Below are 15,179 nucleotides of genomic sequence, written 5' to 3' on the forward strand. Positions count from 1 at the left end.
TTAAAAAACATGATGAGTAAAGGAATAAATAGAAATATAAAGAATAGCTTTTTGCGCAATATAATTTATTGTCTTTGGGGAATTAATTGTCCTTCCGGTTCTGCCGAAACAAATTCCGGAATGTGTACTTTATATGATTTTTCAGAATTTCGTGTCTTATATTCTATCCAATTATCCTGCTTATTAGGAATAAGATCTTCAGCAGAATTTTCACAATGCAATCCGGAAGGTGCATTTTCAAAATTATCCACCGGATCTGTCATTTGCAAATTACCTTTAATAATAATGAGATTTGCAGAATTGGTTTGAGTAAATGTGATGATATTTCCTTCAGCTTTCAAAGAGGTAATTTTTATATTATCTTTTGTATTTATTGCCTGTAGTACAATCGTATAAACTATTCCTCTCACTCCGGGTCTTCCCCCGAACCAAACTGTTTTTTCTGCTGATATTAGCAAAACTTTATCTTTATGTAATGAAGGAACCGGCGCATTACATGAAAGCGCCAGAACCCAAAATATGACTATAGACAAGTAATTATTCATTTTTAATCATCATCCCCATTTTCACTTACTTTACCTAGAACGAGATAGTTGCCACTATAAACAATTTCTCCTTTAGACTCAGCCTTCAGTACATAATTTCCCGGTGTCAATCTCTGTCCAAATTCCTCGTCGGATTTTACATTTTTCTTGCTGTAGATCAATCTTCCCGATGCATCAAAAATACTGATATCAACAGTGTCATATTTTGCCGAATCAAATCTCAAATGCGCAATTCCTTTTGAAGGATTCGGATATATTCTCACCTTGTCTTTTTTAGATTTTATCTCATCTGTAGCTAATGGGAGTATGGTGTTTTGTGTTGTCCATGCTCCTCGTCCGTACGTAGAAACCAAAACCGTTTTGGTTGAAGGTCTGTAATCCAAATTGGTAATTCTTATATTTCCGATATTTCCGGTAATTGAGGCCCAGGTAGGTGATGAAGAAAGGAAATTTGTTGTTCCCCAAACCCCCATCTCTGTTCCGAGAATTACCTCATTCGCATCATCAGGATTTCTTAAAACTGTTCTTACCGGCATATCTGGGAGGTTGCCTTCTTTATTTTGCCATGAAGTTCCTCCATCTGTAGAGTAAAAGACACTTACAACATTGTAGTTTGATAATGTTACGATGATTTCATTTTCATTAGCGCCAAATTCTATATCTGAAATTGTTCCTGTAGCGGGCGATGTTATTGCTGTGGAAGTATAAGAGGTACTGTTGGCATTTGTGATTTTAAAGATTCTTCCCAGGTTTGTTCCTACAAATAATGTAGTAGAAGCTGTTGTATACGGTGAAACCTTCATCCAAGAAATCTGCTCATTCGTTTGCGCCGTCCCGGCACTTACTGTATTGTTTGTAAATGTAGTAGCAGTAGCAGATAATCCGCTTGTTCTGAAGAGTGTTAATCCGGAACGATAAGAGTAAAATACATTATTTACCCTGTCTAAAGCAATTTCATTTACAAAGTGTCCATAAGCATTTCTATTTGCACTTGAAATAAGATAATATATGTTGTTTGTCAATAGATAATGATTATTATATACATAACTTGCGATTTCATAATTATCCAAATCATCATATTCTGTATACATTCCATCTCCGGAAGTTGCTGCCTGGCTCGTTAAAAAATTATTTGCCTGTGGCACTCCATACAGCCACCAAGAGCCATTATCCTGTGCACCTGCCAACAGTTCTTCATCGGCAGGAGTTTTAGTGGGATTCAGCATTGCAGTGTAAAATTGTGTCACATTGTACCTGGTGTTTCTTACAGCAAAACCTCCCACCGTTGCAATTGTATTTTTATTAGGTACAAAATAAATTCCTCCATCATTACCAAACATCATTTGGTTAGTAGAATAGTTATTAAAAGGATTAAAAACAATTTCGTGTTGGTCCGCATGTACCTGAGAAACCTGCAGATTTGCCATATTATTATTATTCGACCATTTTGAAATCTGTGTCCAGCTTGCTCCACCGTCTGAAGATTTATAGAGATCAATACCTCCGATATAAACCGTTTCATCATCCAAAGGATCTGTAGCAATCACGAGATCATAAAAAGATTGTCCTCTGGTAAAGTCATTTGCAGGAATACTTGTATCTGCAGCAGTAGGAAGAGTGATATTTGATAACATATCATTAGTTGACGCCCACGTTAAACCTCCATCCGTAGATTTGGCAATACGAATAGGCTCCGAACTATTATCTTCACCCTGCATAAATGCATAAACTTTATTAGCATTCGTTCTGGAAAGAGAGAAATTAACTCTTGATCCGGAATTTCCAACATTATAAACCTCGCTGAAAGTATCACCGTCTGCAGATTTTAAGATTCTACCTCCCGAATCTATATTAGAATATCTCGAAGAACGGGTAGAAACCCAAACAGAATTATCTGCCCCGATTTCTATCTGTTGGATAGAATATCCTGTAGAACTTGTTACATTTGTAGTTGTATTGAGAGCCAATAAGCTGGTATTTTTTATAAATGTAGCTCCCTGATCCGTAGATTTATATAATCCTGCCTGGTTTAGGCCCTGCCAGGCTCCATCATTATAATTACCACTCACTCCTGCATAGACTTCTGAAACGCCTGCATTGTTTCTGACTTTGATATCATTAATATAAAAGTTACCGCTTCTTATAGTACCCGAATAAACGGGCGAAATAGTAAAAATTTGGGTCCATGTGCTTCCTCCGTTTATAGATCTCCAGATTCCTGAACCTATAGCATCAGATGTAGAAGACTCTCCTGTTCCGACGTATAAAATTTGTGTATTGTTCGGATCATAGGCAATACACGAAATAGAAGTATTTGCCCAAAATGTACTTAATGGGGTCCATTCATTTGTGCTTATTGTGGGGTCCTGATTTACCCAAAGTCCTCCTGAAACACCTCCGGCAAAAACCCGTTTACCCAGAGGATCATTAGGATCGTACATTATAGCTCTCGTTCTACCTCCTACATTATAAGGACCTCTTTCTATCCACGGTTCATTTACTATTTTTTGTGTAGAAGATTCTTGTCCGCTGATCAGGGACATTGTTCTTGTGGGAGCATATTTTCCTTGATTAATTTCCTCATTCAGTTTGGCAAGTTTATCAAAATTGTTTCCACCTGTAACGGGATCCATTGTTCTTTTGTAATCTTCTTCATTATAAGGATTTGGTGGAACTCCGGCAGATCTCAAAAGTTTATGTTGCTTCTTTAAATTTTTATCATATTTAGAATATAATTTTTTAAGATGCCTTTGATTTGCTTTACTGTTTTTCTCTTGCCCATAAACACTGATAGTCATGCATAATACAGTGGCAAGAAGAATATATTTTTTCATTTGCTTATTTTCTCACAAATATACCAAATAGCCTCAAAATTTAATAATAAATTACAAAACATTTTAAAATAGTAAATTAATACGATTTAAAATAGTAAAAAATTATTATTATGTTAAATAAAAAAAGCCCCAATAATGGGACTTTGATTTTTTATATGGTTGAGAATCTTAAGCGTTTACGTTGTTACCTCCTAATACGAAAGGCTCAACTTCTTTGATTTCTCCGAATTGCTGCTCATAGTTAGCAATGTTTTGTTGAAGAGCAGAAAGTACTCTTTTAGCGTGAAGAGGAGCAAGGATCACTCTTGATCTTACTTTTGCTTGCTGTACACCCGGCATTAACTGGATGAAATCTACTACAAACTCAGATGGAGAGTGGTTTACCAGAGCTAAATTAGCATAGATACCAGCCGCTACCATTTCGTTTAATTCGATGTTGATGTTTCCGTCTTGTGGATTTTGATTGTTGTCCATTTGTTATAAATTATATTTTAAAAAATTCGAAATTTGAGATTGTGAAAGTATAAAAATAATTTCAAACCTCAAATTTCAAATTACATATTTTAGTTAAGATCTTCGAATTCTTTCTTAGAACCAACAATTACATTCTGGTATTCTTTAAGACCTGTACCTGCAGGGATTCTGTGCCCTACAATTACATTTTCTTTAAGACCGTTCAGATCATCAATCTTACCTGCAACCGCAGCTTCGTTAAGAACTTTTGTTGTTTCCTGGAACGATGCTGCAGACATGAATGACTTCGTCTGAAGAGCCGCTCTTGTAATACCCTGCAACACTGGTGTTGCTGTAGCAGGTAAAGCTTCTCTTACTTCCACTAAAGCCTGATCTTCACGCTTCAATTTAGAGTTTTCGTCTCTTAATTCTCTTGCAGTAATCATCTGACCTGGTTTGAATACTTTAGAATCTCCTGCCTCAACTACAACCTTAAGACCGAATACTCTGTTGTTTTCTTCTAAGAAGTCATACTTGTGTTCAAGAGCACCTTCAAGGAACTGAGTATCACCTCCGTCAACGATAGATACTTTTGTCATCATCTGTCTTACGATGATTTCGAAGTGCTTGTCGTCGATTTTTACCCCTTGTAAACGGTAAACTTCCTGAATTTCGTTTACTAAGTATTCCTGAACAGCTGTTGGACCTTTGATTCTTAAGATATCGTCCGGAGTGATAGACCCGTCAGAAAGTGGCGAACCAGCTCTTACGAAGTCATTCTCCTGTACCAAAATCTGGTTGGATAATTTAACTAAATAAATTTTTCTCTCTCCAGTTTTAGCCTCAACAATTAGTTCACGGTTACCTCTTTTGATTTTTCCATAAGAAACTACCCCATCGATTTCTGTAACCACTGCAGGGTTTGAAGGGTTTCTTGCTTCAAATAATTCGGTAACTCTCGGAAGACCTCCGGTGATATCCCCTGCTTTTGCAGATTTTCTTGGGATTTTGATTAAGACTTTACCAGCCTTGATCTTTTCACCATCATTTACCATCAAGTGGGCTCCTACCGGTAAGTTGTATGCTTTTTGCTCAACTCCTTTAGAATCTACCACCTTCAAAGTAGGTACGGCTTTCTTATTTCTTGATTCAGAGATTACTTTCTCTTCGAATCCTGTCTGTTCGTCAATTTCCAATTGGAATGAAACCCCCTGGATGATATCTTCATATTCTACCTTACCAGCAGTTTCTGCAATGATAACTGCGTTGTATGGATCCCATCTACAGATAATATCTCCTTTTTTCACTTTATCACCTGGTTTTACAGATAATATGGAACCGTAAGGTACGTTGGCTACCATTAATGGCGTTCTTGATTCATTATCAGCAACCAATCTGAATTCTGTTGAACGGGAAACCACAACCTCAGCTGTATTACCGTTTTCATCTTCAGAAGTAATGGTTCTTACCTCATCCATTTCAACGATACCGTCTCTTCTTGCAACGATTGATGGGTTTTCGGAAACGTTTCCTGCAGTACCCCCTTGGTGGAAGGTTCTCAACGTAAGCTGAGTTCCCGGTTCCCCGATGGATTGTGCTGCAATTACACCTACCGCTTCACCCATGTGAATCATTTTACCTGTTGCCAAGTTTCTACCGTAACATTTCGCACAGATACCTTTCTTAGCTTCACAAGTTAATGGTGAACGAACCTCAACAGCTTCTAATCCGGCTTCCTCGATTCTCTTAGCTAATGCTTCAGAGATTACCTGGTCTGCCTCAGCGATCAATTCGTCTGATTCAGGATCGTAAATATTATGTAAAGATACTCTACCTAAAATTCTTTCTGAGATTCTTTCAACGATCTCATCATTTTTCTTAAGTGCGGTAACTTCTGTACCTCTTAAAGTTCCACAGTCTTCTTCTGTAACGATAACGTCCTGTGCAACGTCTACCAATCTTCTCGTTAAGTAACCGGCATCGGCAGTCTTAAGAGCGGTATCCGCAAGACCTTTACGGGCACCGTGGGTAGAGATAAAGTATTCCAAGATGGAAAGACCTTCCTTAAAGTTTGCAAGGATCGGGTTTTCGATGATCTCCGCTCCGGTAGAACCGGCTTTCTGCGGTTTTGCCATCAAACCTCTCATCCCTGATAACTGACGGATCTGTTCTTTAGAACCCCTCGCTCCAGAGTCAAGCATCATGTATACAGAGTTGAAACCACCTTGGTCAGTTTTCATTCTGCTCATGATCATCTCCGTTAATCCAGCGTTGGTATTTGTCCAAACGTCGATTACCTGGTTATAACGTTCCGTATCGGTAATTAGACCCATGTTATAGTTGGCTCTAATTTCATCAACAGCTTCAATTGATTGTGCAATCATTTGTTTTTTCTCAACAGGTACCACGATGTCTCCCAATGAGAAAGAAAGACCTCCTTTGAATGCGTTTGAATACCCTAAGTCTTTCATGGCATCCAGGAACTTCACGGTTGTAGGGAAATCCGTATCTGCAAGGATCTTACCGATAACGTTTCTCAATGATTTCTTCGTTAAAAGTTCATTAATATATCCTACCTGTTTAGGTACAATCTGGTTGAATAAGATTCTTCCCACAGAAGTTTCGATCAGTCTTGTTACGATCTCTCCGTTTTCTTTGATCGGTAATCTACATCTTACTTTAGCATTTAAAGATACTCTTCCTTCCGCATAAGCGATTTCCGCTTCTTCAGGAGAATAGAAGGCAAGACCTTCACCTTTTACTTTCATATCTTCTGTAGAGCTCAATTCTTTAGTCATGAAATAAAGACCAAGAACCATGTCCTGAGAAGGTACCGTGATTGGAGAACCGTTTGCAGGGTTCAGGATATTTTGAGAACCTAGCATCAATAACTGAGCTTCAAGGATCGCTTCAGGACCTAGCGGTAAGTGTACCGCCATCTGGTCACCGTCGAAATCGGCGTTGAATGCTGTTGTTACCAACGGGTGAAGCTGAATCGCTTTACCTTCAATCATTTTAGGCTGGAATGCCTGGATCCCCAGTCTGTGAAGCGTAGGTGCCCTGTTCAGAAGAACCGGGTGGCCTTTCATCACGTTTTCAAGGATATCATATACTACAGGTTCTTTCCTGTCGATGATTCTTTTTGCTGACTTTACGGTTTTTACAATTCCTCTTTCAATTAGTTTTCTAATGATAAATGGTTTGTAAAGTTCTGCAGCCATATCTTTAGGAATACCGCATTCGTGAAGCTGTAAGTTTGGACCTACAACAATTACCGAACGTGCAGAGTAATCTACCCTTTTTCCTAATAAGTTCTGACGGAAACGACCCTGCTTACCTTTCAATGAATCTGAAAGTGATTTCAATGGTCTGTTTGATTCAGATTTTACAGCAGAAGATTTTCTTGTGTTATCGAATAATGAATCTACAGATTCCTGAAGCATACGCTTCTCGTTTCTCAAGATTACTTCCGGAGCTTTGATCTCCAATAGTCTTTTCAGACGGTTGTTTCTGATGATCACCCTTCTGTAAAGGTCATTTAAGTCAGAAGTTGCGAAACGTCCACCATCCAACGGAACCAATGGTCTTAATTCCGGCGGGATAACTGGAAGCACACGCATGATCATCCACTCAGGCTTGTTGATCATTCTTGTATTGGCACCTCTTAATGCTTCTACTACGTTCAATCTTTTTAAAGCCTCAGTTCTTCTTTGTTTTGAACCTTCATTGTGAGCTTTATGTCTTAAATCGAAAGACAATGCATCAAGATCGATTCTTTTTAATAATTCCTCAACCGCTTCAGCACCCATTTTGGCGATGAATTTGTTTGGATCAGAATCATCAAGATACTGGTTCTCGATAGGAAGTGTTTCCATGATATCAAGGTACTCTTCTTCTGTCAAGAACTCCATATTTTCGAAATCAGAACCGTCTAATTTTTTAGCAATACCTTGTTGGATCACTACATATCTTTCGTAGTAGATGATCATATCCAATTTCTTGGAAGGAATTCCTAAAAGGTAACCGATTTTGTTCGGTAAAGAACGGAAATACCAGATGTGAGCGATTGGAACTACCAGATTGATATGCCCGATTCTCTCTCTACGTACTTTTTTCTCCGTAACTTCTACTCCACAACGGTCACAAACGATCCCTTTGTAACGAATTCTCTTGTATTTACCACAAGCACATTCGTAATCCTTTACAGGACCGAAGATTTTTTCACAGAACAAACCGTCTCTTTCAGGCTTATGCGTTCTGTAGTTAATGGTTTCCGGTTTAAGAACCTCCCCTCTCGATTCCTGAAGAATCGATTCCGGTGAAGCTAAACCGATGGTTATTTTATTAAATCTACTTGATTTATTTTTATTTGACATTTTTTTTAAATTTGAGATTTGACATTTGAAATTTGAGATTATAAATCCCTAAAAATTTTATTTTAATTTTTGTTTGAAACCTGCATACAGCATTTCAAATTTCAAATAAATTAATTTCAAATGGAACTTATTCCTCAAGTCTTACGTCTAATCCAAGACCTTGTAGCTCGTGAAGTAATACATTGAATGATTCCGGAATACCTGGTTCAGGCATCGATTCGCCTTTTGCAATCGCTTCATAAGTTTTCGCTCTACCAATTACGTCATCCGACTTCACGGTAAGGATCTCTCTCAGGATATTGGATGCTCCAAATGCTTCAAGAGCCCAAACCTCCATCTCCCCGAATCTCTGACCTCCGAACTGAGCCTTACCTCCTAACGGCTGCTGAGTAATCAATGAGTATGGACCGATAGAACGTGCGTGCATCTTATCATCAACCATGTGTCCTAATTTCAACATGTAGATCACACCCACTGTCGCTGCCTGAGTAAATCTTTCTCCGGTACCACCATCATAAAGATACGTGTGACCAAATTTAGGAAGACCTGCTTTCTCAGTGTATTCAGTGATCTGATCAAGGCTTGCTCCGTCGAAGATCGGTGTTGCGAACTTCAATCCTAATTTCTGACCAGCCCATCCAAGAACAGTTTCATAGATCTGACCGATGTTCATACGTGAAGGTACCCCAAGTGGATTCAATACGATATCTACCGGTGTTCCGTCTTCAAGGAACGGCATATCTTCTTCACGAACGATTCTCGAAACGATACCTTTGTTACCGTGACGACCCGCCATTTTATCCCCTACGTTCAGTTTACGTTTTTTAGCGATGTAAACTTTAGCCAACTTCATGATACCTGCCGGTAATTCATCCCCAATTGAAATTGCGAATTTCTCACGGTTTTTAACCCCTTGGATATCGTTGTATTTGATTTTGTAGTTGTGAATTAATTGTTTGATCAATTCATTTTTATCGTTATCAACAGTCCAGTCTGAACCGCTAACGTTTACATAATCCTCAACTGAAGTCAATAATTTGTGAGTGAACTTAACTCCTTTACCGATGATTTCTTCATCAAGGTCATTTTTCACACCCTGAGAAGTTTTACCGCTTACAAGAGTATTTAATTTTTCAATTAACGTGTTTCTCAAATCATCAAACTTAGCCTTGTAAGTGTTTTCAATTTCTTCAAGCTTAAGTTTTTCTTCAGTTCTTTTCTTTTTATCTTTAATGTTTCTTGAGAACAATTTCTTATCGATAACAACACCTCTTAATGAAGAATCTGCTTTCAATGAAGCATCTTTCACATCACCAGCTTTGTCACCGAAGATCGCTCTCAAAAGTTTTTCTTCCGGAGTCGGATCAGATTCACCTTTTGGAGTAATTTTACCAATCATGATATCTCCAGGCTTCACTTCAGCACCGATTCTGATCATACCATTTTCGTCAAGATCTTTAGTAGCTTCTTCAGAAACGTTCGGAATATCTGCTGTAAGCTCTTCCATACCTAATTTGGTATCACGAACTTCAAGAGAATATTCATCTACGTGAATTGAAGTAAACCAGTCTTCACGAACCACTTTTTCGTTGATTACGATCGCATCCTCGAAGTTGTATCCTTTCCAAGGCATGAACGCAACCACTAAGTTTCTACCAAGAGCCAATTCTCCTTTTTCAGTAGCGTAACCATCGCAAAGTACCTGTCCTTTTTCCACTACATCACCTACTCTTACGTTTGGTCTTAGGGTAATGGTGGTACTTTGGTTGGTTTTTCTAAACTTAGTAAGGTTATATGTTTTCGTAGCAGACTCGAATTGTACTAAATCTTCGTCTTCACTTCTTTCGTATTTGATAACAATTTTGTCAGCATCAACATATTCTACAGTTCCTGTACCTTCGGCATTGATCAAAATTCTTGAATCTCTTGCAACCTGCTGCTCAAGCCCTGTACCAACGATTGGAGCCTGTGGCTTCAATAATGGAACGGCCTGACGCATCATGTTGGATCCCATCAACGCACGGTTCGCATCATCATGCTCCAGGAATGGAATTAATGAAGCTGAAATACCAGAGATCTGGTTTGGTGCAACGTCGATAAGGTCAACCTGAGACGGCTCAACTACCGGGTAGTCACCATCCAATCTTGCAATAATTCTGTCTGTTTCGAATTCACCATTGTCACTCAATTCAACGTTTGCCTGAGCAATTACTTTAGATTCTTCGTCTTCTGCATTTAAGTAGATAGGATCAGCATTAAGATCAATCTTGCTGTCAGCTACTTTTCTATATGGAGTTTCAATGAAACCTAATCTGTTGATTTTTGCATAAATCCCTAAAGATGAAATCAAACCGATGTTTGGTCCTTCCGGAGTTTCAATCGGACAAATTCTTCCGTAGTGTGTATGGTGAACGTCTCGAACCTCGAAACCGGCTCTTTCTCTCGATAAACCTCCAGGCCCTAGTGCAGAAAGTCTACGCTTGTGCGTAATTTCTGAAAGTGGGTTGGTTTGGTCCATAAACTGAGAAAGCTGGTTGGTACCAAAGAACGAGTTGATTACAGATGTTAACGTTTTTGCATTAACAAGATCAAGCGGAGTAAAGATTTCGTTATCTCTAACGTTCATTCTTTCCTTGATTGTTCTTGCAATTCTTGAAAGACCTACACCGAACTGTCCTGCCAATTGCTCACCTACAGTTTTAATTCTTCTGTTTGATAAGTGGTCAATATCATCAACTTCAGCTTTAGAGTTTACCAATTCGATCAAGTGTCTTACGATCGCAATGATATCTTCTTTGGTAAGAACTTCAGTTGTAGTAGGAATGTTAAGACCTAACTTTTTGTTTAGTCTGTAACGTCCAACTTCACCTAATGAATATCTTTGCTCAGAGAAGAATAATTTTTCAATGATTCCTCTTGCTGTTTCCTCATCTGGCGGATCTGCATTTCTTAACTGACGGTAAATATATTCTACCGCTTCTTTTTCAGAGTTGGTAGGGTCTTTCTGTAATGTATTCTGGATGATAGAGAATTCATTGCTGTTTTCTTTGTGAATCAGGATTGATTTCACACCAGCATCAAGAATAAGATCTAAATGTTCTTTTTCAAGAATCGTTTCTCTGTCTAAGATGATCTCATTTCTTTCGATAGAAACTACTTCACCTGTATCTTCATCTACGAAATCTTCGAACCAAGTGTTCAAAACTCTCGCAGCTAATGTTCTTCCTTCTACTTTTTTAAGGGCAGCTTTAGAAACCTTCACTTCCTCAGCAAGGTCAAAGATCTGAAGGATATCCTTATCAGACTCGTAACCGATCGCTCTTAATAAAGTGGTTAATGGTAATTTTTTCTTACGGTCGATATACGCGTACATTACGCTGTTGATATCGGTTGTAAATTCCATCCAAGATCCTTTGAAAGGGATAATTCTTGAATAATATAATTTGGTTCCGTTTGCGTGGTACGTCTGTCCGAAGAATACACCAGGTGAACGGTGCAACTGCGTAACAATAACTCTCTCAGCACCATTGATGATGAAAGATCCACTAGGAGTCATGTAAGGAACCGGACCTAAGTATACATCCTGAACAACGGTTTGGAAATCTTCGTGCTCAGGGTCTGTACAATACAATTTAAGCCTTGCTTTAAGAGGAACTGAATAGGTCAATCCTCTTTCCACACACTCATCGATTGAATAACGCGGAGAATCTACCAGATAATCAAGGAATTCCAATACAAATTGGTTTCTTGAATCCGTAATCGGGAAATTTTCCTGAAAAGTCTTGTAAAGACCTTCATTCGTTCTGTCTTCAGGAAGCGTATCAAGCTGGAAAAACTCTTTAAAAGACTCGATCTGGATATCCAGGAAGTCAGGAGTGATAATTTTTCCTTTCGCTGATGAGAAATTAATTCTCGGTGTTCCCTTAGTTGTTGCTGTTGTTTTACTCATAAAACTTTTAAGAAAGGGTTAAAAAATATTTTGATTCATTAAAAAATATCAGAAAGGACAAGAAACAAGATAAAAGGAAAAGATAAAAGTGTTTTTGGCGCTCACGAAAGACCTTGATTCTTTTAACTTTGCACTTGGCTCCTTCTAACTGCAACACTGGTATATCTTTTCACAGCGTAATGCAAAATATTTTTATTACTTTTGAGGCAGAATAGCCGTATTATCCATATACAACAAAGCCCTTTCATTTTGATGAAAGAGTTGATTTATAGTATTTTATAGATTTACAAACAATTTTTCGCGCCAAAAGAGAATGCAAATTTACAAAAACTTATCCACATTTACAATTTTCAGTAAATATTTTTGTTAAAAGGTAAATCACTGATATAGCCTATCCCATAAACTCTTTAAATTTATACCCTTTTAGAAAAAGAATTCTGACCAAGAGATAATCAATGAAATTATTTTTGTACTGTCATAATTATTGAAGACAACAGCCTGCAGTCATAGCCCCGATAGAAGCATTTGTTTGAGCTCATTTTATTATTTTCCGGAGCGGCGGCTCCGCCGCCGCTCCGAAAATAATAAAAATAGCGAGTGCGGATAGCGGGATTAAGCTCCTAAAACTTCGTTTACTGAAATAAAAAAGCCCGGACAAATGTCCAGGCTTTATATTTATAGATAATTGAAATTATTTCAATTCTACTTCAGCACCAGCTTCTTCTAATTGCTTCTTAAGAGCTTCAGCTTCGTCTTTAGAGATACCAGTTTTGATTGGAGCAGGAGCACCATCTACGATATCTTTAGCTTCTTTAAGACCAGCACCAGTTAAATCTTTTACTAATTTAACGATAGCTAATTTAGAAGCACCTGCAGACTTAAGAATTACGTCGAATTCAGTTTTTTCTTCAGCAGCTTCAGCAGCACCTCCACCTGCAACTACTACAGCAGCAGCAGCTGGCTCAATTCCGTACTCATCCTTAAGGATAGCAGCTAATTCGTTTACGTCTTTTACTGTTAAGTTTACTAGCGTTTCAGCTAAATTTTTTAAATCTGACATTGTTGTAATGTTTTTGTTGATTATTTATTTAATTTTTTGAGTGTAATTATTCAGCAGCTGGAGCTTCTCCTTCTGCAGCTGGAGTTTCCGGAGTTTCAGTAGCTGGAGCTTCTTCTACTGCAGGTGCAGCTTCTTCAGCTTTAGCCTCTACTGTCTCAGGCTTGTTTTGAAGAGCAGAAACAACTCTCTGGATTGGAGACTGAAGTAATCCGATGATTTCACCGATCATTTCTTCTCTAGACTTGATGTTAGCCAACGTGTCTAGGTTGTTGTCACCAACATAGAAAGTTTCCTGAAGATAAGCAGACTTTAATGCCGGCTTCTCTTCTTTCTTTCTGAATCCTTGGATTAATTTCGCAGGAGCGTTTGCTGTTTCAGCGATTAATATTGCTGAGTTTCCTTTGAAAGTAGGGAACATTTCAGAGTAATCTACTCCTTCCATTTGTTCCATTGCTTTTTGTAAAAGTGTATTTTTTACCACTTTCACTTTAATATTTTGCTTGAAAGCCTGTCTTCTGAAGTCAGAAGATTTAGCAGCGTTCAAACCTTCCAGATCTGCTACATAAACTACTTTTGCATCCTGAAGCAAATCTTTGATCTCTTGTATTGCTACAACTTTTTGGTCTTTTGTCATTGTCTTAAGGATTAAAATTAGTTAACAGATTTAGTATCGATTGCAATACCAGGACTCATTGTAGAAGACAAATAAATAGACTTCACATAAGTTCCTTTAGCAGCAGTTGGCTTCATTTTGATCAAAGTAGAGATCAATTCCTGAGCATTTTCCTTGATTTTAGCAGCATCGAAAGACACTTTACCAATACCCGCGTGGATAATACCGTATTTATCTACTTTAAAGTCAATTTTACCAGCTTTTACTTCAGTTACTGCTTTACCAATTTCCATGGTTACAGTACCTGATTTAGGGTTTGGCATTAGACCTCTTGGTCCTAATACTCTACCTAATGGTCCTAATTTACCCATTACAGCCGGCATCGTAACGATTACGTCAACGTCTGTCCAACCTTCTTTGATTTTTTGTAAATATTCATCAAGACCTACATAGTCAGCACCAGCTTCTTTAGCTTCTGCTTCTTTATCTGGAGTTACTAAAGCTAACACTTTAACATCTTTACCAGTACCGTGAGGAAGAGACACAACACCTCTTACCATTTGGTTTGCTTTTCTCGGATCTACTCCTAATCTTACAGCGATATCTACAGAAGCATCAAACTTTGCAGTATTTACTTCTTTTACAAGAGCTGCACCTTCTTCAAGGTTATAGATTCTTCCTTTTTCTACTTTGCTTAAAGCTTCCTTTTGCTTTTTTGTTAATTTTGCCATTTCTTTAAGTTTTAAGCGTTAAAAGTTGGTTTAGTTCCTGTTACTCTTAATCCCATAGATCTTGCAGTACCTGCAACCATAGAAACAGCTGATTCCATTGTAAAGCAGTTAAGGTCACCCATTTTATCTTCAGCGATTTTCTTAACCTGATCCCAAGATACAGAACCTACTTTGTTTCTGTTTGGTTCTCCGGAACCACCTTTGATTTTAGCCGCATCCATTAACTGGATTGCTGCAGGAGGAGTTTTAATTACGAATTCAAAAGATTTGTCTTCGTATACTGTAATTACTACAGGTAAAACTTGTCCCGGCTTATCTTGAGTTCTTCCGTTAAATTGCTTACAAAACTCCATGATGTTCACACCTGCAGAACCCAAAGCTGGACCTACTGGTGGAGAAGGGTTAGCTGCGCCACCTTTCACCTGAAGCTTTACCATTTTAAAGACTTTTTTAGCCATTGTTTGTTTTTTAAATTTGAATAATTAATGAGTTTGGAAGCATTATTATTCAGCAGGTTATCCATTCTCACATTAGATAAGCCTACTTTTCGGACTGCAAAATTATAAAATATTTTTGAAATAGCAAATTAATTATTTGATTTTTAAACAGATTAAGACA

The 15,179-nt window shown here is 38.0% G+C and carries 9 protein-coding genes; all 9 read right to left on the bottom strand.

The window, feature by feature from the left end; genetic code table 11:
- Positions 1-65 precede the first annotated feature (65 nt).
- A complete protein-coding gene (locus BMW64_RS02720) occupies positions 66-545 on the bottom strand; it encodes a hypothetical protein (RefSeq protein WP_089998300.1) in 480 nt (159 codons plus the stop codon).
- A gap of 2 nt (positions 546-547) precedes the next feature.
- Positions 548-3,379 carry a T9SS type A sorting domain-containing protein gene (locus BMW64_RS02725; protein WP_089998301.1) on the bottom strand — a complete coding sequence of 944 codons (2,832 nt, stop codon included), beginning with the start codon at positions 3,377-3,379 and terminating at the stop codon, positions 548-550.
- A gap of 168 nt (positions 3,380-3,547) precedes the next feature.
- Positions 3,548-3,853: a DUF3467 domain-containing protein gene (locus tag BMW64_RS02730; RefSeq protein WP_029295596.1), complete on the bottom strand. Its 306-nt coding sequence runs from the start codon at positions 3,851-3,853 to the stop codon at positions 3,548-3,550.
- An 89-nt stretch (positions 3,854-3,942) separates the two neighbouring features.
- Positions 3,943-8,208 (bottom strand): DNA-directed RNA polymerase subunit beta', encoded by a 4,266-nt coding sequence (gene rpoC, locus BMW64_RS02735; RefSeq protein ID WP_089998302.1) that lies wholly within the window; start codon positions 8,206-8,208, stop codon positions 3,943-3,945.
- Positions 8,209-8,335: 127 nt separating this feature from the next.
- The gene (gene rpoB, locus BMW64_RS02740) at positions 8,336-12,157 is read right to left on the bottom strand and encodes a DNA-directed RNA polymerase subunit beta (protein WP_089998303.1); all 3,822 of its coding nucleotides are present in this window, start codon (positions 12,155-12,157) and stop codon (positions 8,336-8,338) included.
- Between the two features lie 691 nt (positions 12,158-12,848).
- Complete coding sequence (gene rplL, locus BMW64_RS02745; protein WP_029295588.1) at positions 12,849-13,217, bottom strand: 50S ribosomal protein L7/L12; 369 nt, start codon at positions 13,215-13,217, stop codon at positions 12,849-12,851.
- 46 nt (positions 13,218-13,263) lie between these two features.
- Positions 13,264-13,851 carry a 50S ribosomal protein L10 gene (gene rplJ, locus BMW64_RS02750; RefSeq protein WP_089998304.1) on the bottom strand — a complete coding sequence of 196 codons (588 nt, stop codon included), beginning with the start codon at positions 13,849-13,851 and terminating at the stop codon, positions 13,264-13,266.
- A gap of 17 nt (positions 13,852-13,868) precedes the next feature.
- Complete coding sequence (gene rplA, locus BMW64_RS02755; protein ID WP_029295585.1) at positions 13,869-14,561, bottom strand: 50S ribosomal protein L1; 693 nt, start codon at positions 14,559-14,561, stop codon at positions 13,869-13,871.
- A gap of 11 nt (positions 14,562-14,572) precedes the next feature.
- Complete coding sequence (rplK, locus tag BMW64_RS02760) at positions 14,573-15,019, bottom strand: 50S ribosomal protein L11 (RefSeq protein WP_089998305.1); 447 nt, start codon at positions 15,017-15,019, stop codon at positions 14,573-14,575.
- Positions 15,020-15,179 lie beyond the last annotated feature (160 nt).

Origin of the sequence: Chryseobacterium taichungense, assembly GCF_900109935.1 — a bacterium.
GTDB classification, from domain to species: Bacteria; Bacteroidota; Bacteroidia; order Flavobacteriales; family Weeksellaceae; genus Chryseobacterium; species Chryseobacterium taichungense.

Excerpts from the sequence above, each read along its gene's own strand:
- BMW64_RS02720 (WP_089998300.1), bottom strand. The coding sequence starts at position 545 with ATGAATAATTACTTGTCTATAGTCATATTTTGGGTTCTGGCGCTTTCA.
- BMW64_RS02725 (WP_089998301.1), bottom strand. The coding sequence starts at position 3,379 with ATGAAAAAATATATTCTTCTTGCCACTGTATTATGCATGACTATCAGT.
- BMW64_RS02730 (WP_029295596.1), bottom strand. The coding sequence starts at position 3,853 with ATGGACAACAATCAAAATCCACAAGACGGAAACATCAACATCGAATTA.
- rpoC (WP_089998302.1), bottom strand. The coding sequence starts at position 8,208 with ATGTCAAATAAAAATAAATCAAGTAGATTTAATAAAATAACCATCGGT.
- rpoB (WP_089998303.1), bottom strand. The coding sequence starts at position 12,157 with ATGAGTAAAACAACAGCAACAACTAAGGGAACACCGAGAATTAATTTC.
- rplL (WP_029295588.1), bottom strand. The coding sequence starts at position 13,217 with ATGTCAGATTTAAAAAATTTAGCTGAAACGCTAGTAAACTTAACAGTA.
- rplJ (WP_089998304.1), bottom strand. The coding sequence starts at position 13,851 with ATGACAAAAGACCAAAAAGTTGTAGCAATACAAGAGATCAAAGATTTG.
- rplA (WP_029295585.1), bottom strand. The coding sequence starts at position 14,561 with ATGGCAAAATTAACAAAAAAGCAAAAGGAAGCTTTAAGCAAAGTAGAA.
- rplK (WP_089998305.1), bottom strand. The coding sequence starts at position 15,019 with ATGGCTAAAAAAGTCTTTAAAATGGTAAAGCTTCAGGTGAAAGGTGGC.